The sequence below is a fragment of the Pirellulales bacterium genome (assembly GCA_035656635.1).
GTDB lineage: Bacteria > Planctomycetota > Planctomycetia > Pirellulales > JADZDJ01 > DATJYL01.
In genome coordinates, this window is record DASRSD010000048.1 from 1 (window position 1) to 19,039 (window position 19,039).

General features: G+C 52.1%; 19 protein-coding genes. 9 read left to right on the forward strand and 10 right to left on the reverse strand.

Going from position 1 to position 19,039, the window contains the following annotated elements; genetic code table 11:
• A partial coding sequence (locus VFE46_03925; protein HZZ27133.1) for a hypothetical protein occupies positions 1 to 653 on the forward strand: 653 nt, incomplete at its 5' end.
• 45 nt (positions 654 to 698) lie between these two features.
• Here the strand turns inward: VFE46_03925 and VFE46_03930 are convergent.
• Entirely contained in the window at positions 699 to 914 is a 216-nt protein-coding gene (locus VFE46_03930; GenBank protein HZZ27134.1) for a CDGSH iron-sulfur domain-containing protein, read from the reverse strand.
• A 153-nt stretch (positions 915 to 1,067) separates the two neighbouring features.
• On the opposite strand from VFE46_03930, the gene VFE46_03935 reads away from it, so the two are divergent.
• From VFE46_03935 to VFE46_03945, 3 genes are all read left to right on the forward strand, one after another.
• The gene (locus VFE46_03935) at positions 1,068 to 1,253 is read left to right on the forward strand and encodes a hypothetical protein (protein HZZ27135.1); all 186 of its coding nucleotides are present in this window, start codon (positions 1,068 to 1,070) and stop codon (positions 1,251 to 1,253) included.
• 176 nt (positions 1,254 to 1,429) lie between these two features.
• Entirely contained in the window at positions 1,430 to 2,452 is a 1,023-nt protein-coding gene (locus tag VFE46_03940) for a hypothetical protein (GenBank protein ID HZZ27136.1), read from the forward strand.
• A 68-nt stretch (positions 2,453 to 2,520) separates the two neighbouring features.
• Complete coding sequence (locus VFE46_03945; GenBank protein HZZ27137.1) at positions 2,521 to 3,681, forward strand: hypothetical protein; 1,161 nt, start codon at positions 2,521 to 2,523, stop codon at positions 3,679 to 3,681.
• A gap of 299 nt (positions 3,682 to 3,980) precedes the next feature.
• Here VFE46_03945 and VFE46_03950 read toward each other — a convergent pair whose 3' ends face one another.
• The 5 genes from VFE46_03950 to def form a co-directional block, all read right to left on the reverse strand.
• Positions 3,981 to 4,751, reverse strand: coding sequence for a helix-turn-helix transcriptional regulator (locus tag VFE46_03950; GenBank protein ID HZZ27138.1), 771 nt, complete (start codon positions 4,749 to 4,751; stop codon positions 3,981 to 3,983).
• A gap of 537 nt (positions 4,752 to 5,288) precedes the next feature.
• Positions 5,289 to 6,809: a tRNA (N6-isopentenyl adenosine(37)-C2)-methylthiotransferase MiaB gene (miaB, locus tag VFE46_03955; GenBank protein ID HZZ27139.1), complete on the reverse strand. Its 1,521-nt coding sequence runs from the start codon at positions 6,807 to 6,809 to the stop codon at positions 5,289 to 5,291.
• A 132-nt stretch (positions 6,810 to 6,941) separates the two neighbouring features.
• Positions 6,942 to 7,124: a hypothetical protein gene (locus tag VFE46_03960; GenBank protein ID HZZ27140.1), complete on the reverse strand. Its 183-nt coding sequence runs from the start codon at positions 7,122 to 7,124 to the stop codon at positions 6,942 to 6,944.
• A 109-nt stretch (positions 7,125 to 7,233) separates the two neighbouring features.
• Positions 7,234 to 8,184 carry a methionyl-tRNA formyltransferase gene (gene fmt / locus VFE46_03965; GenBank protein ID HZZ27141.1) on the reverse strand — a complete coding sequence of 317 codons (951 nt, stop codon included), beginning with the start codon at positions 8,182 to 8,184 and terminating at the stop codon, positions 7,234 to 7,236.
• 139 nt (positions 8,185 to 8,323) lie between these two features.
• Positions 8,324 to 8,911: a peptide deformylase gene (gene def / locus VFE46_03970; protein ID HZZ27142.1), complete on the reverse strand. Its 588-nt coding sequence runs from the start codon at positions 8,909 to 8,911 to the stop codon at positions 8,324 to 8,326.
• A 289-nt stretch (positions 8,912 to 9,200) separates the two neighbouring features.
• Between def and VFE46_03975 the strand changes: the two genes are divergently transcribed.
• Positions 9,201 to 10,283: a hypothetical protein gene (locus VFE46_03975; protein HZZ27143.1), complete on the forward strand. Its 1,083-nt coding sequence runs from the start codon at positions 9,201 to 9,203 to the stop codon at positions 10,281 to 10,283.
• Positions 10,284 to 10,302: 19 nt separating this feature from the next.
• Here the strand turns inward: VFE46_03975 and VFE46_03980 are convergent, their stop codons facing one another.
• A complete protein-coding gene (locus VFE46_03980; protein ID HZZ27144.1) occupies positions 10,303 to 11,343 on the reverse strand; it encodes a glycosyltransferase family 2 protein in 1,041 nt (346 codons plus the stop codon).
• A 574-nt stretch (positions 11,344 to 11,917) separates the two neighbouring features.
• Between VFE46_03980 and VFE46_03985 the strand changes: the two genes are divergently transcribed.
• The gene (locus tag VFE46_03985) at positions 11,918 to 12,196 is read left to right on the forward strand and encodes a hypothetical protein (protein HZZ27145.1); all 279 of its coding nucleotides are present in this window, start codon (positions 11,918 to 11,920) and stop codon (positions 12,194 to 12,196) included.
• A gap of 123 nt (positions 12,197 to 12,319) precedes the next feature.
• On the forward strand, positions 12,320 to 12,631 hold the full coding sequence (locus VFE46_03990; GenBank protein ID HZZ27146.1) for a helix-turn-helix domain-containing protein: 312 nt from the start codon (positions 12,320 to 12,322) through the stop codon (positions 12,629 to 12,631).
• A 37-nt stretch (positions 12,632 to 12,668) separates the two neighbouring features.
• Here the strand turns inward: VFE46_03990 and VFE46_03995 are convergent, their stop codons facing one another.
• Positions 12,669 to 14,183 (reverse strand): hypothetical protein, encoded by a 1,515-nt coding sequence (locus tag VFE46_03995; GenBank protein ID HZZ27147.1) that lies wholly within the window; start codon positions 14,181 to 14,183, stop codon positions 12,669 to 12,671.
• Positions 14,184 to 14,262: 79 nt separating this feature from the next.
• A complete protein-coding gene (locus tag VFE46_04000; protein ID HZZ27148.1) occupies positions 14,263 to 14,919 on the reverse strand; it encodes a sigma-70 family RNA polymerase sigma factor in 657 nt (218 codons plus the stop codon).
• A gap of 284 nt (positions 14,920 to 15,203) precedes the next feature.
• Between VFE46_04000 and VFE46_04005 the strand changes: the two genes are divergently transcribed.
• Positions 15,204 to 15,449 carry a GlsB/YeaQ/YmgE family stress response membrane protein gene (locus VFE46_04005; GenBank protein ID HZZ27149.1) on the forward strand — a complete coding sequence of 82 codons (246 nt, stop codon included), beginning with the start codon at positions 15,204 to 15,206 and terminating at the stop codon, positions 15,447 to 15,449.
• 38 nt (positions 15,450 to 15,487) lie between these two features.
• On the opposite strand, the gene ade is transcribed toward VFE46_04005, so the two are convergent.
• Positions 15,488 to 17,149 (reverse strand): adenine deaminase, encoded by a 1,662-nt coding sequence (gene ade / locus VFE46_04010; protein HZZ27150.1) that lies wholly within the window; start codon positions 17,147 to 17,149, stop codon positions 15,488 to 15,490.
• 374 nt (positions 17,150 to 17,523) lie between these two features.
• Here ade and VFE46_04015 point away from each other — a divergent pair, with 374 nt between their 5' ends.
• Complete coding sequence (locus VFE46_04015; protein ID HZZ27151.1) at positions 17,524 to 19,011, forward strand: circularly permuted type 2 ATP-grasp protein; 1,488 nt, start codon at positions 17,524 to 17,526, stop codon at positions 19,009 to 19,011.
• The last annotated feature ends 28 nt before the right edge of the window (positions 19,012 to 19,039 follow it).

Genomic DNA, 19,039 nt, shown 5'->3' on the forward strand with positions numbered 1-19,039 from the left:
CGCTTTTCCTCCCACAATTCTGCGTGACTCCCGCCATATCTGCGGCCGATGCACCATCAACTACTTCTCTATTAGCTGCGAACTCCAGCGAACAAGTGATTAAGCATTCTTTGAACGATAAAACATCGTTCGATTTTCAGGGTGTGCCGCTGCGAGATGTAATGCAATTCATTGCGGACAAGCACCATATCCTGATTCAAATTGACAACAGCGCCCTCAAAGGGGCTCAGATCGATCCTAGCGCAACTCAGATAACCATGGCGGTAAAAGATATTTCTTTGCGCTCCGCATTGAATCTGCTTCTCTCACAGTACGATCTGGCATTCGTCATCAAAGACGAAGTGCTACTCCTCACGACAAAAGCAAAAGCCGATTCCATGTTCGATACTCGCTTGTACGACGTTCGCGATTTAGTTGGACACGACTACGATCCCAATGGAACAGCAGATTTTGATTCGCTCATTGACGTTATCCGCTCAACCGTCGATCCGCAAAGCTGGGACAAAGCCGGTGGTCAAGGTTCGTTGGCCACTTTCAACGAGAACGGCGTGTGCGCCCTTGTCATTTGGCAAAATTACCAAGGACACGAACAGATTCAAAATCTGCTCCAAGAACTGCGGCATCTCAAGCCACAGCGCGCCGTAAATCAGTAGATTTAGCCGTAATTTCAGTTGCCGTTCGGCTGCGAAATCGTAATTTTATTCAGCTTTAGGCGCCAATTCCTCTGCGAGAAAACCGCAGGTTTTATGCGCGCCGTCACAGAACGGCTTGTTCTTCGAATGACCGCACCGGCATAACGCAATTGCCGGTTTGTTCAGAGGAACCGAGAACGCCTGACCTTGATGGTCAAGCAACGTTATTTCACCTTCGACCAACAAGGGTCCGTTCGGCCGGCACCGGATAGTAATTGACATTTTAATTCGCGAAAAAAAGGATTGGGACGTTCACCGCGGCAGAGCTAAGGCCACGCAGCATGCAACTGCATCATTATCAAATTGCGACCGTGTCCGTCAAGTGGCCTAAAAATGAACTTGAATGCCGTACTGTTCCTATGTACACTTCACGCCATGGAAACAACGTTCAAATCCACGCACGGCAACCAATTGAAAATCAGCCAGGTAGAAGCGGCTTTGGCCGAATTGCTCGCGGAAACACTGCGCCGTGGTTTTCACGGAAAGGCGTTGCTGGAGCTGGTCATCCAAGATGGCACAATTCAGCACTTGCGCCGTGCCGTCGAAAGAATTGAGAAATAACCTCTGTCGAAAATATTGAATGCGCTGTCTGTCATCGGAAATGAATTGACCGACCGCTAACACTGTGAATGGTATCGAAAGAGCCGCTGCGCTAAGCCGCACGGTTTCCTTACGAGCCCGCGACAGGACTTAAATTCCTGTGCGGGCTTTTTTTATCGTCGCGAAAGGAACATTCCATGAGCAACCTGTTGCAAGAATATTGCGATTCACGAGGGTTGGCGTTGCGCGTTGACCGCCATGCCGGCGTGATTCGCGGAATCAAAATTCTCGGCCCTCGCTCCCGCAACGGCAGAAGTTATTTGCCGGATGCCCTGGCCCGCGCCGTTGGATTGTACGAAGGCGCGAAGGTGAACGTAAATCATCCCAAGGGTCATCCGCTATCGCCACGCGATTATCAGGAGCGGATTGGGGTAATTCGCAACGTACAACATCGCCCAGGCGATGGACTGTTTGCTGATTTCCACTTCAACCCCAAGCATCACCTTTCCGAGCAACTTATGTGGGATGCCGAGCACGCGCCGGAAAGCGTTGGTTTTTCCCATAATGTGCAAGCCCAAACTCGTCGCCAAGGTGAAACCACTGTGATTGAGGATATCTTGCAAGTTCATAGCGTCGATCTGGTAGCTGATCCTGCAACCACGCGCGGATTATTTGAGGAATTTGCCACAACAGCGGATGGTTGCTTACAAACCTCGACAGATAGCTCGGCGAAGCCATCTCCTCCCCAATCGATGACTTCGGAAGATACGACATTCCCTCTTGCTGTGACGGATCAGGCAGCAAACATAATTTGTGAACTGGAATCTGACTCGTTGGAAACTCATTGCGAAGAGCAAACTACAGAGATCACGCGCTTGTGCTCGGAAATTGACCGATTACATGTCAGCCATGCGGCGGACCAACGGCGAACGGTTGTGCAATTGCTCTTGGCGGAATACAAATTGCCCGATCCAGCTGCAACGGACGCTGCCTCGAAAGCGATTATCAGCGATGCCTTCCTCCGATCGCTGCTCGAAGCGCCCGATGAGCCAACGGTGCGCCGCCTGGTCGAGGAACGGGCACGTCTGCTGACGCATGCCCAACTTTGGCATAGCAATCCGCGCTCGCCGCATCGGCGTCCCATTTCACGGGATCAAATTACAACGGACCGAAAAGGTCCTTTCGATGCCAAGTCATTTGCTCGAGAAATCAGCGTGTGAAATCTGTTTGAATGCTTTGTAGGCATCCGGTTATTGAATCCAACATCCAATCCCAAAGGAGACTTTCCGTGAGCATTAAATATCGCGAACTTAAACGCCGTTACGAATTGGACGGCGCTGCAAAGACCGTTGAACACTTGGCCGAATCCATCCGCGAAAAACACCTCCGGCCGGAGGACTTTAGTATCCGCGATCTAGCGGAAACATTGATACCGGATGGAGGCCAGTGGGTGCGGATGCTTGATCCACGCACCGCGGGTGGAATGAATGTCTTAGAGGCTGCCGACGGAGTGGACGTAACCGCATTCTTAAACATTACCGGTCAGGTAATTTATTCAAAAATCATGGAGGCATATACGCAGGATGCTTTCGTGATGTCGGCATTGGTGGATTCGGTCCCCACACGTTTCGACGGGGAAAAAATTCCCGGTGTTTCGCGCATTGCTGACCAAATCGACGCTGTGCCCCCCGGCATGCCTTATCCGAGTTTGGGGTTCGGGGAAGATTACATCGAAACTCCCTCAACTACCAAACGAGGCTTCATCGTGCCGGTCACGAAGGAGGCCATTTTCTTCGATCGGACGCATCTGGTGCTCTCGCGTGCGGCAGAAGTGGGAGAAATCCTTGGTCTGAACAAGGAAAAACGCCTGCTCGATCTGCTCATTGGCGTTACAAACAATTACAAGTGGCGCGGCGTCAATTACAACACCTACCAGTCGTCAACGCCGTGGAGCAACATCGTAACGAGCAATGCATTGGTGGATTGGATCAACGTCGATGCTGCCGAACAGCTCTTCGCAGATATCCTTGACCCTAATACGGGAGAGCCTGTACTCATTAGTGCCAACACCGTCCTCGTGATGCCTGCGTACCGACACGCCGCACATCGCGTATTCAATGCCGCAGAAATTACGTATACAGCCACTGGCTCCAATACGACGACCACAGCCGCAAATCCGCTGGGGAACTATCGCGTTGTAGAAAGTCGGCTGGCTTACCGGCGAGTTCTTGCATCGGGCGTCGCATCCTCCGACGTCCAGAAGTGGTGGTTTATCGGCGATTTCCGGAAGGCCTTTGCATACATGGAAAACTGGCCGATTACGATCACACAATCGCCGCTTGGAAGCGAAGCAGATTTCAATAGCGATATTGTCGTGCGGTTCAAAGCGAGCGAGCGCGGTGCTGCAGCCGTGATTAACCCACGGTATGTAGTAAAGAATACCGGCTAGGCCGTAGAACCCACGGCAAAGCCCGTCAGCCGCATATGAGACGCCGCATTCGATTCCACAGCCCGGCAGGTGCATCTTTTGCCGACGCATCTCCGCCTCACACCTCCGGGCTGTGTTTTACTTTTCGCATTTTTACACAAGCATCTTCAACGCCCATTAATCATCCTATGACTGACATCGAACAAATCGAAAACATCAGGCAACTGACTTTGTCCCAAATAGCCGATTTGCGGGAAAACCCCAAGCCAACCTATACAATCGATGGACAAACGGTGTCCTGGACCGCGTATATTACTTCGTTACAGGAGACCGTCGATTGGTGCGACGCAAAGCTGCTTGGACTTGCGCCTTTTGAAGTGCGATCTCAGGCCATCACATAATTGTCTTGATTCGCTTTCAGCACTCAGCATTCCGTAATCCGAGATCGCTCCCAAATAATTCTGGACTTCAGATTGATTTTGACCGGGCGAAGCAAGTACCGCACGGTAATAGAGTGATTCCAAAATCGATTCCAGCAAATCGGCCTCGCTACTTTCCAAAAGAATTGTCGCTTTCGCCAGTAATTCGCGGCGTCGATTCATGGCGCAGACTGCTGCAAGCGTGCCTTCTTGTGTCAACGCTCCTCCTGTACCAAAGCGGCTGTATAATTCGTCGAACTCCACGGGTGACCAGCCGCGAAACAATTGCGGATTGGCCGCTATTACTTCATCCACCGTCGGATTTGTGCAACGATCGAACAGCCGATGCCGCAGCAATGCCGGGTCTTGAAATAATTCGTCGACGGACACCTTCATGCTATCTGCCAATCGGCGCAGGGTGCGCGGTTGCGGCCGGCGGCGCCCCGCCAATATCTCTTTAAGCGTGCGGTGATTTAATCGGCTGCGCACCACAAGCTGATGGAATGTTAACCCCTCACGAGCCATCAGCCGACGAAGGTTCTCCGCATGGGTCGACAGGCAATCACCGTTAAGAGTAACCATGGGTCTCCTTCGCATACTAAACAAAGGTACACATATCGATTTTAGGTTGTCAAGGGGCAAAACAGGCTCATGGCCTACGATATTGCCCAAGTCGATTTCGAATGCAACATCGATTCACGCTGTCCGCGCGCGGTAGTTGATTTTATCGCTCGATTGGCGCACTGATGGCGTCGTACAGCATTTGGTTGTCGGTAGGCGTCTTTTGCACGCCTCATGGCCAAACCGGATAGTCCGCGTTTTCCGCCGGTGACGATTGCATCGCAGGATGGGAATTCGCCATTCCAGGTAACCGGCGTGATTTATGGAAGCAGCAACGTCGATGATAAATGATTAGGCACGGACGGCTTTGCAACCAGTGTATATGGATTTGTCAAAATGCCGTTTTGCTAGGAGCGCGAACGATGCCTGTAAATTACATTCACCCAATTTTGGGTGCTATGTTCGCGTGCATTTGCCTATTTAGTTGCCGAATCCTTTTGTGTCGACGTGCTTCCTCGGCGTCGATCGGGAAACGGCGCCGCATTATCGGCGCACATCAATAAAGGCGCTCTACTTGTTTCCTCGCTGGGTTGCGGCGCCAGTCCCGCGAGAGCATATGTTCTTCACGGCTGAGAAGTCCCCACAGATTTAGTGTGGCGAGAGGTGGTAGACTTCTGGGCCAACTTCGTGGGTCACCACAGCGCCGAAAAGAGTCATGGGGGTACAATCATAGATCGTCAGCGGCAAAATGCTGCCGATTTGGCGGCGATTGCCTTCGAAGACGACGATTCGATCACACGAAGTGCGTCCGACAAGTTGCGTCAACATGTCGGAATTATTGACGTTTTTATCAATGTCATGTGCGGCACCACGAGCAGGAAATTCCAAAAACACAGAATCTGCGTTAGCATTTGTATTCGGCTGATCGGTGCGATCGAACCGCTGGGAGTGTTTGCTTGGGCCTTCGACTAATACTTCCACGGTACGGCCGATGAATTGCTGATGATCTTCTTCGCTGATAGCGTTTTGCACGCTCAGAAGTTCATTATTACGGCGCCGCTTGACTTCATCAGGTACGTCATCGGGCCATAATTCCGGAGCCTTTGTGCCTGGTCGTTCACTGTATTTGAAGATGAAACTGTTTTTAAAACGTGCCTCGCGGACCAGCGTAACGGTTTGCAGAAAATCTTCCTCGGTTTCGCCGCAGAAGCCGACGATGAAGTCGCTGGTGATAGCTGCATTGGGGACTTGAGCTCGAACGCGGAGTAGCATTTCGCAGTACTCTTCCACGGTGTAACCACGCTTCATTCGCTTTAAAACTGCATTGGAACCGCTTTGTGCAGGCACGTGAAAGTATGGGCAGCACTTGGGCAGATCGCGCACCGCCTGAAGCAGATCGTCCGTCATGTCTTTAGGGAAATTGGTCACAAATTTTAGCCGCACTAGTCCCTCTATGTCGTGCAGGCGGTAAAGCAAATCGGAGAGGCGCGTGGTAACCGCGATTTCGACATGCTGATAGCTATTGACCGTTTGTCCAAGCAGTGTGATTTCTCGGCAACCTTCAGCGGCCAATTTTTTTGCTTCGGCCACAATATGCTGCGGGTGCCGGCCTTGTTCGGGGCCACGTACTCGAGGAACGATGCAATAAGTGCAAAACTTATCACAGCCGATTTGAATGCGCACGAATGCCTGATATGGCGAAGGGCGCATTTGCGGATCTCGATCTGGATCGTAACTTTCAAAGCTACGTTGGACATCGTCTCGACTGCCGGTTTTGCGATCCAGGCTTACTTCTAAACGCGGTCCACTGCCGGCCGCAATTCCTTCCAGCAATTGTGGCACCTGATGCAATTGGCCTGGGCCGACGACCAAATCCACATACGGCGCCCGCTCGAAAATCAAGCGTTGGTCCTTTTGAGCCATACAGCCCAGCACGCCGATAATCTTCCCCGGATTTTTTTCCTTGGCATGCTTCAGGCGTCCTAAAGCGCTATAAATTTTATCTTCGGCGTGCTGGCGAACGCTGCACGTGTTGAACAGGATGGTATCGGCCTGGGCCGGAGATTCGGTGAGTTCATAACCCGCTTTGCGCAGCGCAGCGACCACAAGCTCGCTGTCGAGCACGTTCATTTGGCAACCCACGGTCTCGATGTATAGTCGCTTCGCCACGGAAAAAAGTGAATGGAAAAGTGAAAATTAGCGGAAATCTATCAATGCACTAAGAGTTATTTACTGAGATTTCGGATCTTTTGAAAGTTGCCGCGCCAATGGAGTTTGTCTGGCGATCATCGCCGAAGGAGTTTATGCAGCTTCCCGTTTTGCGTTTTCATCGGCCTTATTGCGTCGGGGTTTCTTTGCGAGTCGATCAGTGAGTTTTCGAACAGTGGCGTCCCGATAAGCCAGCATCATTCGTACCATTGCCGTCACGGCAACATATACCACGATAATCCATAACACCACATCCCAGCGACTGAGGCCATCCATGTCGGTTACCTCTGGTGATTGCATCCCTTCGATCGTTAAACAATTCTAATCGAGGACGGTTTGGCGAGAAAATGGGAAAACCCGCGATATTTTTCCTTTCGCAAGCATTTCACCCCAACAGAGTGCCGGTCGGCAACGGGTGGCCTCGCAGAAATTCTCCGGCCAGCATCGTGCGTTTTCCAGCGGGTTGAAGCTGCTCGATGCGCAATAATTGCTCACCGCAGGCGACAATAATGTCATTTGCCTGGGCCAATAAAACTGTGCCGGGGCTGCTCGTTGTGTTGGCGGCGATGTCTGCTCGGTCTTCAACAACTTTCACCCGTTCCAATATCAGTCGCATCGGTTCACCAACCGGGCGCTTCCAAAACGTATAAGTTTTTGGCCAAGGTTGGAAAGCTCGAACTTGGTTGAAAATTGCGGTTGCTGAGCGAGACCAAATGATAAGGCCGTCTTCTTTTTTAAGTCGAGGCGCTTTGGTGGCGGATCTGGAGTCCTGCAAGACAGCCCGTGAGGAGACTCCGTGCCGCAGCTGCTTAATTGCCTCTAGGACGGCATTCATCCCTAATATTGCAAGTCGCGATTCTAATTCCGGCGCTGTCTCCCTTGGATCGATTGCGATACGCCGCTGGATTAAGACGGGGCCAGCATCGAGTTGTTGCGTCATATGAATGACGCTGACACCGGTCTCAGTTTCGCCGTGGAAAATCGCCCAATTGATCGGTGCGGCTCCACGATATGTGGGTAACAGCGATGCGTGCAGATTAATTCCCCCCAGCCGTGCCAACCCGAGTGTGTTTTGTGAAAGAATTTGCCCATAGTCGCAGACGGCGAACAAGTCGGCCTTTTGAAATTGTAACCAAGAATGCGCCTCAAGGGAGTTAACGCTTTCTGGTTCGAAAACATCAATGCTGTGACTTTTTGCGACGGCGCGCATCGGATTTATCGGCGATTTTTCCCGATGGTAAGTCGGCCGGTCCGGTCGAGTAACCAGCGCGAGAATTTGGTGCCCAGAATCGATCAGCGATTCAAACGTGGGCACGGCGAACGGGCCTGTCCCCATGACGACAAGTCGAAGTGACGGAAGTGATGCAATGGAATTGGAGCGATCAGATTCGGGTTGCGTGGGAACAGAAGGCAGCGCTTTTGTCCCGGAGCCAATATATGGGTCACGGTTCATTATTAATTAACGAATGTCGGCATCACGTTCGTAGTTGTTCTAACTCTTCCAGTCGACGTTTTATTGTCACGTCGTCTGGCATCTCACTGTGCTCCTGTTGACTGGCAAATTGAATTTCGAATTCGCGCAATGCATCGCGCAATTCAAGCTGCGTCGCAGTCCCCAGACGGTCGAAAAATAATTTTCCGTTGAGATGGTCTGTTTCGTGTTGAATGACCCGAGCCAGCCAGCCATCGGCATCGAGATGAACGGCCTCGCCGGCTAGATTATAAGCATCAATAGCCACGCTTTCGGAACGCTTCACATCGGCATACAGACCGGGCAAGCTGAGGCAGCCTTCTTCTGCTTCGACGGATCCTTTTTGGCGGCTAAGAATGGGGTTAATAAACACCATTTCTTCTCCCTTGGCTGGATCGGACTGCAGATTGGCAATAAAAAAACGATATGGCAAATCCACCTGATTTGCGGCAAGTCCCACTCCTTTGGCTTCGTACATTAGCTCAAACATTCGAGCAATAAGGCTGCGTAGCTCAACATCCACTCGTTTCAAAGGTTTAGAAACGTGCCGAAGAGTCGGATGAGGATACTGAATTATCTTAGGGTCTGGCATGGCAACCATGAAACAAGGCAATAAATTTAAAATCGATCATTCCCTGACATTACCGTGAGCTTTCGATTTGTGCCTGACACTGATCACGTCCAGCCAATCTCTGAGGCACAAAATTTAGTTTCCTCCGGTTTTTTTCTATAAGGAGGTTGTAGCCCTGGCCCGTAGAGCTGTATCGTAAAGTCTTCGGCAAATGATCGCAAAGGGTGGCCAGCGTGCTCTGGCTTCCAGCCAAGTGGGTAGGCCGGTATTTTGGAAACCGCGTCTCCCCCCCGAGAAGAGTCGCACAGCAATGGGAAAAACGTCTTCGGTCGAAGAGTGTCGCCAAATCACAAGCTTTCTGGCGCTGCGCAAAACACTCTTTGGGGATCAATTTGCTGCGGATTTGGATAAACCGTTGGCATATTGGGCACTTCCAGGAGATCGCCGTTTGCCATTGGCATTTTTGGGCCGCACCTTGCGGGATTTGCTTCAATCGTCGTTTGAAGAGCTGATTGCGACGCCTGGTATCGGCCAGAAGAAAATAACCTCACTATTGAAATTGCTATCCCGCGTTGCAAAGAACCAAACAGCTACTCTGCACCTATCCGGCGCCCAGTCATTAGCAACACAATTACCGCTGGCCAGCGGCCTGCAGCCGGGTGAATTTAATTCGAATCTGGTTTCCGAATCGCAATGGGAGCAGTGGCGTAACATAATCGCTAACCACGCGCTAGGAGAAGTGCAGCTCGGGCGTTTGGCCCCCACTCTTCAAGCATTGCCCACTGTCATTTGGCGCATGCCTCTTTCGACTTATTTCGGTTATTCAATTGCACAATTGCGGCACTTAAAAACGCACGGCGAAAAGCGTGTGGCCGCGATCTTGGAGGTATTTTATTCGTTGTATGAGCTGCTGGGTAACTCTCCGCAGCCACCAAGTCATCTGGCTTTACGCATTGTTCCAAAATTCATCGTTCAATTGGAGACGTGGGTTACGTCGAGGTTGGAAAAAGCAGACTTAATTTCCGAAGAATCCGTGCGTGAATCGTTGGCAATTCCCTTAGTTAAGCAAATTCAAATCGATTGCGGCCAAACGATTGGGCGATTAGCTGAAGGGCGACTAGGTTTGCACGGTGCGCCGCAAAGTGTCAGGCTTCAGGCAAAGCGGATGAGCGTTACCCGTGCCCGAGTGTATCAATTGCTGGGAGAATGTCAGCAGGCGATCACCGTGCGATGGCCGGAAGGATGTTTGCTGCTTACCTGCCTACAGCAACACCTGAGCTCGCTCCAGCCTGAGCCCAAAGGGTTGAAATTACTTCAGGCTGTCGTCAATTTGTTTTTCCCTGACGATGACGAAATGCTGCGGCGCAAGCTAGAGAAAAACTTGGATCGCTGACGTAACGGAGCAGGCAGAATCAGCGATTTCTCAGTCGGCGAGGAGCGCTGTGTTCTCGACGAGGATTGTGCGGCGGAAGACTTTCATGTGCGACGTCGGCGCGGTTTCTTCTGTCGCTGGAGGCCATCTGTGCCTGATTTTTGATCCGATTTGTTTGCCATTGATTTTGAGCTGCAGACGCACTCGCCGCTGCCGTTTCTTGCAGACGACGATATGCTGGATAGTGGCCCAATTGGCAAAGTGCCGTCAATCGTCCTGCGGCAAATGCCGGAGCCTTCCACCACGGACGGCTTTGTAATAAATCTTGCAGGGCAATTCGCGGGTGAGCGAGTAGGCCTTTGAAGCCACCAGCCTCGGAAAAATGCCGCAGATAAAAGCGTTCGGCCCATAGTCCGGCGAAAAAGCCGCCCGGCGCAATTTCTGCAATAGAATCCGCGAATATTCGGCATTGAATTTCCAGCACCATGCGCCACCCTGCTTGCCGTAAAAAGGACGCCAGGTCAACGTCCGCCAAATCATCGCCCACGTCGGTTGATAGGCCGCCGCCTAAAGCTTCCAAAGCGACTTTGCGATAAAACGCTGCCTGGAGTAACGGGCCAAGTAAGGTTTCAGGTGAGCCAGAGGCACTTGGCGTCGTGCGATGGATAATTCTTTTTCCTCCGAGGCCGCATTGGACGCCCGCTGCCAATAATCGCTGATGGTTGGTTCGATCAAAGATTACCGGCGTGACAACTGCCACGCGCGGATCTTTGAAATGTTTTAAGGCTTGCTCTGTCCAATGCTCATCGACTTCGCATCCGGTGGCCAAAAGATGCACAATCGGTGCACGGCTTGCAGAAATGCCCCGATTGATACAGCTGACAAGTCGAGCACCGGGCGCCGCTTGGATAATCTGGATTTCACCCTGTAAGTGGTAAGGATCGCTGTATGGAACATTGAGGACCACAATGACTTCACAGAACTCACTGCGGCGTTCCAAGACGGAAACCAGTGTGGTCTCCAACCCTTCCGTATTACCTACGACGGGAATAATACACGCCACGTTCGGCACAATTGTCATCCTGTCAACGCAACCAAAGAAAGGGTAGCCGCATAGCGACTAAATTGCCCAGCGAATCAAAACCATGGTGATTGCAGCGAAATTGGAATAAGGCCTGTCGTTAATTTCGACCGGATAATGACGTTGCGTTTACCTAAACTCACAACTATTGAGAAAGGGAACCGCAAGGTTTGCGTAGCTTTTGCCATCCCACCATAACACAAGCAAGCAAATCGATTAGGCAAATTTTGCCTTTGAGTTAGTGAATCAGCCGGGTGAATCGAAGTACTTATTCCTTCCCGAAATGCCTTAACTACATCTCTGGGCACTCCAAGTTTTGGCGAGTTGCGCTAAGCCTGTAACAGCCCGCTCCAGTTCCACAAACTGCAGGCATCCAGTGCATATTCCCGCGTCGGAATCCGTTCCAGCGGGGTTTTTCTTCAATTTTCGTGTGGCCCAAAACTTGGTAGACATTCCCGTTGGGATGGTGTACATAAGTACATTATCGAGAGGGATTTTTAGGTACCTTTTTGGTTCGTCACCCGATTGGTCCCTTTGCATCAGGTCCCGCTATTTCATGCGACGAGGAATTGTCATGGAAGTTTCCAAGCTATTTTCCCACTTGCTTAAGAACCCGCGCATTCTTTCGGCAGATTACCCGACCACCGTTTCCAATCGTTGCCGGTTACGTTTCGACGATGACGACGATCAAGAGCGTCGTGATCCAGATTACTGGGACGATCTTGATGACGACGATCCATTCGATCCAGAGCCGTTCGACGACAAAGTCTATGACGACTTTGAATTTGAAGCGTATCCCGACGAGTCGGAGCTTCCTCCTGACGAACTCCTGAACGATGCCGACTGGGAATGAGGCTTCGCTATCCTTGAGCCGGATCGCACAAAAGCTCCGCGCTCCAACTCACATGAATTGCAAAATCCGGGCGCTAAAGGTTGTAAGGCACGTAACGATCGACAATTTCCAGGGAGGAATGACGTGTTGCCGCAAGCCAAAGTCGATGAAATTCGTCTGTTGCTGGCTAAAGGAACAGTATCGCAACGGCAAATCGCACGAGAACTGGGAATTAGCCGCGGCACTGTTGGCGCAATTGCCGCTGGTAAGCGGCCTAATTATTCGATCAAAATTCCGGATGAAGGTATTGATCGCATGGTAATGCCGACGCGTTGCCGCGGCTGCGGCGGCCTAGTGCGCGCTCCCTGCAGGTTATGCCGGATACGAGCGCTGATCGCCCGCGAAAGAGCACTGTCCGAAGCCCGTCTGAAGTATGCGCTCTCTGCAGCAGGTTGATCCACCCGTTACGAAAAGCAACAATCTAGTCAGCACATCAATCCGAAGGAGGCTCGGCATTTTCGTGATCGCTGGACTTCTGAGCTCCTGTAGCTGGCGAATCGCCAGGCTGCCTGCCAGCAGATCCGCCAAAACGCGTGGCGTCGGTCCCGCGATGCTTGTTCCACAATTCCATGAGCTTGCGAGATCTTTCCGCAGGGGGGAGCGCCGCTAATTCTTTTTTCTCATCAGCGCTCAATTGCTGTTCTTCAAATTGCTTCAATCGCTCAGCATTAGGCAAATTACGATTACGTCCAAAATTTACTACGGCCAGTTCCCCGGCGTGTTGAATCCATTTACGGATCAATTGGATTTGGTCGGGCAGCGAAGCTTGAGCATCGAGCTCCTGTTGTTTTTCCGGCGATAGAAGCGCTTGTAAGGAGTGAATGTCCGTTGCAGTTACGGGCGGCATGCTCGTCGCCGAGGGCCCCCACCACTCTTGTAGTGATAGTGCCACCGGACGGCGGCGGCGGCGATCGTCGGATTTTTGCGTTTCAGGCCGTTTAGAATCTGCAGACGAGGAAAGCAGGTCTGCTTCGTGGATATCAGCAAATTCGCGCATCCAGCGAAGCACCGCGGCATTGTCGTGATCCTTGAATAGCATTTGAGTAGGGTCCAACATTGCGAGTGCTTGTTGCACTTCGCGCTGTCGAAGGTTGCTAATTGCTTTCATGCGGTCCGGGACAGCAGCCGATTCATCTACGACGGTAAACCGATCGGTAGGCGTTAAAGTTTTAAGCCAATCGTAATAGCGCTGCATGATGCGCCGCAATGAATCGCTATTTTTATCGGCACTCAGCTGCTCGTCGAGCTTACGTAAAGCTAGTTGCTGATTGGGCGGCAAAGCGGAAAACCTTTCGAGCTCATCGCGCAGAGCAATTTTTTGAGCCGGATCTAGCGATGCCACCCAGGCCCGCCGCTCCTCCAACGATGAGGGAATTGCCGACGAAGCAGCGCCGGCCCCGTTCGTTGGATGATTATCGCTGGCGGAATTCTTACTGACAGGCGTCGAGCTGCTGGCATCTTCCGTGAATAAATTTGCCTTCTGAAGTTGTTTGAGTAAGTCGAGATCGCCCACGTCTCGATAAAGCTCCAGATTTTTCACCACCGGCAAATCGCGCAGGAGGGCATCATTCTGATCGGGCAGCGTCATCGCCACAATCACAAAGCCGACCGTTGCGGCTGCAAGCGCGGCGATGCCACCCTCCAACCACCGTCGTCGGCGTTTGGCTGGATCAGCGCGTTTGGCTTGGGTGACTTCGTCTTCCGCTGCCAAGGCGACCATTTCGACCGTGGTGCGCGTGAACAAATCGTCCACAGTGGCCCTGGGTAATTGATCGAGCAAATCCCAAGAAGCTGCCAACTGATTGAGCCGCTGCTGTGCTTGAGGCTCCGTGGCCAGCATGTTCTCTACTTGTCGCGCAGCCTGCGGTTCCAGCTCGCCATCGAGGTAGGCCACAAGCTGCTCGTCAAACTGCTCAGAATTGGGAATGTTTGAAGATTCGTCGGACATAATCACTCACCAACAACGAACAAGTTACAGGACCAAAGTGCAAAAAATGCTGCGGAAAAACCTTGCCCGCCACTCACGTTCATCCGCCCTGATGATTCTTTTTGGTATGCAACTCACCACGTTCCAAGTAGGGCTCCAAGACCGCACGCAAATTACCCCGAGCGCGGGACAGCAACGACTTAATGGCCTGCGGCGTCATTTGCATGGTCTCCGCAATGTCTTCGTAACTCATATTTTCAAACTTGCTTAAGAGCACAGCTAACCGTTGTCTTTCGTTTAATGTTCCGACAGCTTCGCGCACTACTTCGCGCATCTCGCTTTTGTCGATTTGACGCGTTGGCATCAGGCCGCTAGCATCTTGAACCATTTGATCTAGCGCATTGGCGCCGGTCGATTCACCGGGCCTTCCCTTCAAATTAACTTCGCGCCGTCGCGATTGGCTCCGTAGCGCATTCGACGCCACATTGTTTGCGATCGTAAACAACCATGTGGAAAACTTTGCGCCCGGCACATACCTTTTTCGCGCGCGATAAACGCGCAAAAACACGTCTTGTGCAAGGTCTTCGGCTAAGTCGCGCCGTCCTACAAGATGCTCCAGCACCGTCACCAAACGGTTTTGATAGCGGAGCATCAACTCTTCGAAGGCGGCTGCTTTGTCGTCGCGCACTTCCAGCATGAGCCGCACGTCGGGATCGTGCAGCTGATGATTCAACGCGGACGATTCACTAATCGCCAAGGTTATTCCTCAGGCCGGATAGAAGTGCTGTCAAAAGACCTAACCCTTCGGTAACAAGCGATTTCCGGCGGTGCGCCGGTTGCTTATGCCCGGTTCTGGCTGGTTTCGGCTTTCCCTGCCGTAAGTCTAAACCCTGTATTGTTCTCAGGCCAGATAGCCCAAGACCGCAATGGGTTGTTGCCAGCACATCTCCAGCTTACATTTAAACCCCGCAGAAAGCCGCCAGTTTTCTTGTCCGGTAAAGATTTACGGACATTTCCGGCACCATTTCGAAGGATGTCCCAATGGAAATCATCTCTTGGCTAATCTTTGGGTTCTTAGCCGGATTAATTGCCCGATTGTTCTTCCCGGGACCGACTGATTTTCGGGGTTGTCTGCCCACGATTGCCTTGGGAATTTTGGGAGCGGTCATAGGAGGTTTCATCGGCAAACAATTAGATATTGCCGGCTGGCGGTTTGTGCTATCAATCATTGGCGCCATTTTGGTGCTCGTGATTTACCAAGCAATTTTCGGCGGTAGAAAAGTTTGATTGAAAAGACGGGCGGCAGCCGATCCGCGAAGCGCATTTTATTCCCATAAGGAAACCGGTTTGAATTCATTCACATCAAATAATCCATCCGGACCTAATTTTAGAGCTGGAATTACCAATAAAGCCATGAACGACAGGGTCATATAAGGGGCAGCAAGTTTGGAACCCAGTCGTTTGGCTAAACCATCGATTCGGGAGTACTCCTGTGCGACCCGGTGGCCATCGTCAGGCGACATCAGTCCAGCGATGGGCAGCGGCAAAACCGCTTCAATCTTTTCTGCCTCCGCGCTCCCTACCGCGCTAATGCCGCCGCGGCACTCAATCAGCAAGTTCATTGCACGAACAATTGATTCATCGTCGGCGCCCACGGCCAATAAGTTGTGCGAATCGTGCGATACCGTGGACGCAATAGCGCCCTGCCGAAGTCCAAAATTCTTTATAAAACCGATGGCCGGCTGTCCGCCACGGTAGCGATCGACCAAAACAATTTTAAGCACGTCGTCAGCAACGTCCGAGACAACTCGTCCGTTCTCAATCTTTGGTGAGATACTCATTTTGCCGGTGACGATTTGCCCATCGATGGCTTCAATCACCCGTAGCATTTTTCCTGATTCTGTGGGAGCAGGCACGATCAACTGCTTCGCATTTAACGGCTCCGCCCGAAATTGGTTGACGATTGGCGCCGTAACACGTTCCAACGGAGTACGCCCTTGTTCGGCCACAACCCGGCCGTCAATGACAGTCCGCAGCACATTGAACCGGCTCAAATGATCGACCTTAATAAAGTCCGCCGCGTCGCCTGGCCGCAACAGTCCGACATCTAACTTGTAATGCAAAACCGGATTCACACATGCTGCCCGCAAAACAGCGAACATCGGCTGACCACGCTCAATTGCCCGTACAACGAGCTGATTGATGTGCCCAACGACCAAATCGTTGGGGTGCTTGTCGTCGCTGGAAAACATGCACATTTCTGGATACTGGCCGATCAGCGGATATAAAGCCTCGAAGTTCTTTGCCGCGGAGCCTTCACGAATTTGGCACTTAATATCCAGGCCGATTTTCTCCTTGCCTTCTTCGTACGTGAAGCTTTCGTGATCGGTGCTGATTCCAGCAGCGGCGTATTTCTTGAGCGCGTCGCCACGTAATCCAGGCGCGTGGCCATCGACTGGCTTATGCCGCCCGTGCGCAGCGCGAATCTTGGCCATCACTTCCGGATCATCGTGAAGCACCCCTGGAAAATTCATCATTTCCGAAAGGTACTTAATCTGCGGATCATCCAGAATGCGAGCAACCTCTGCCGCATCAAGCACGGCTCCTGATCGATCAAAGCTGCAGGCCGGCACGCAACTGGAGGCCCCAAAATGAAATTTCACCGGGGAATGCTTTGCATCGTCGATCATGTATTGAATGCCGGGCGTGCCCAGCACATTGGCAATTTCGTGCGGATCCGACACCGTTGCTACCGTTCCATGTACTACAGCCAAACGGCCAAATTCACTGGGCACGAGCATGGAGCTTTCAATATGCACATGCGCGTCGACAAAGCCAGGCAGGAGAAATTTGTTCTCGGCCTGAGCGGTTTCCTCGACTCGGGCAATCCGTCCATTGGCGACATGGACCGTGCCCGAAAAAATCCGTTGGTTAATGATGTCAACAATTTGGCCGCTGACAGTTTTGACGGGAGAACTTACGGGCAACTTTGTCTCCTTTCGATGGTAGATTTTATGCAGTGGATTGCTTCGCCTCCAAGTTATCGCAGAGCAGTTGCCCAGGCAACTCGACGCAAGAAAGTCCCCTACAATCTCGGCAAGGTTGCACACAGATTAAGCAGTCAACCGTTGGTCGTTTGGGCAACGACCTATTCTCCAACTCCTTTCGACCATGCTAACATAGTGTGGAACCGAAGTTTTGATCGGCTCGCCGTAGAAAGCCCTCATTCTGTACTATGTGGCATAAGCTTTGCATAACTGCCGATGCTCGAGGCACGCCGCTTTTGCGTGACGAGTGACCCGGCGTCCGATTTTCGCTATTCCTTGGGCAACAACCCTGACTGCACTGGCGGCGTTCGATCATGCGATTCACCAGTTATTCCTCCGATGGCTTTTACGACGAGATGTTTCGCCCCGACGGTTCGCCGCACCCACGCTGCGAGGCGCTGGTGCGACGCATCGAGTCGCTCTCCGATGGGGAACTGCAACGGCGCCAGCGCGATGCCGAACGCACCCTGATGAACCTGGGCATCACGTTCACCGTGTATGGGCATCAGGCGGGCACTGAGAAAATTTGGCCGTTCGATGTCGTGCCGCGAGTTGTGGAAGCCGCCGAGTGGGAAATCATCGAACGGGGACTTAAGCAGCGCATTGCAGCGCTCAATATGTTCATCAACGACGTTTATCACCGCCAGAAAATCGTCAAGGATGGCGTGGTGCCGGAGTATTTGCTCCACTCGGGAAAATGCTATTTGCCCCCGTGTGCCGAATTGAATCCGCCTCGCGGCATTTGGGCCCATGTCACAGGCACCGACTTGGTGCGCGATGGCGATGGGCAATTCTACGTGCTGGAAGATAACTTGCGTTGTCCTTCCGGCGTATCGTACGTGCTGGAAAACCGCGAGGTCATGAAGCGCACCTTACCGCAAGTCTTTGAAGGCCTGCGCATTCGTTCGGTGGAAGATTATCCGGAGCGGCTGTTGCGAACGCTGCAATATTTGGCTCCCCAGTTGCCGGACGATCCTACCGTTGTCGTGCTGACTCCCGGAATTTTCAATTCCGCATATTTTGAACATTCGTTCTTGGCTCAGCAAATGGGCGTGGAACTGGTCGAAGGTCGCGACTTGGTCGTGCTCGACGATTACGTGTTCATGCGCACCACCCAGGGCATTCAGCGCGTCGATGTCATTTACCGGCGCATTGACGATATTTTTCTCGATCCTGAAACGTTTCAGCCCGATTCCATGCTAGGCGTGCCGGGCTTAATGCGCGCCTACCGCGCTGGCCACGTGGCACTAGCGAACGCCCCTGGCACCGGCATTGCCGACGACAAGGCTGTGTACGCTTTCGTCCCGCAAATCATCAAATATTATTTGAATGAGGACATTATTTTGTCCAACGTCCCGACCTTTGTTTGCGCCGATCCTAAGCAATGCGCTCACGTCTTAGCAAATCTTGACAAACTCGTCGTGAAGCCGACCAACGAATCCGGCGGCTATGGTTTAATGATTGGCCCGAAGACATCGCACGCCGAACGGGAAGCGTGCGCTGCACGCATTCGAGAAAAGCCTCGCGAATACATCGCTCAACCCATGCTGGCTCTTTCGCGCGTGCCATCTTTGGTCGACGACCATTTTGAAGGACGCCACGTCGATTTGAGGCCCTACATCCTTTATGGCGAAGATATTTTTGTACTTCCCGGCGGTCTAACCCGAGTCGCGCTACAACGCGGTTCATTAGTGGTTAACTCGTCTCAGGGAGGCGGCAGCAAAGATACCTGGGTGCTCCAGCCAGACTTTCCCCAACACCAAGTCGACAATCAAACGCAACATCTTCTTGCCAAAACGTAGTGGATTATCGCCACACCGTGATTACACC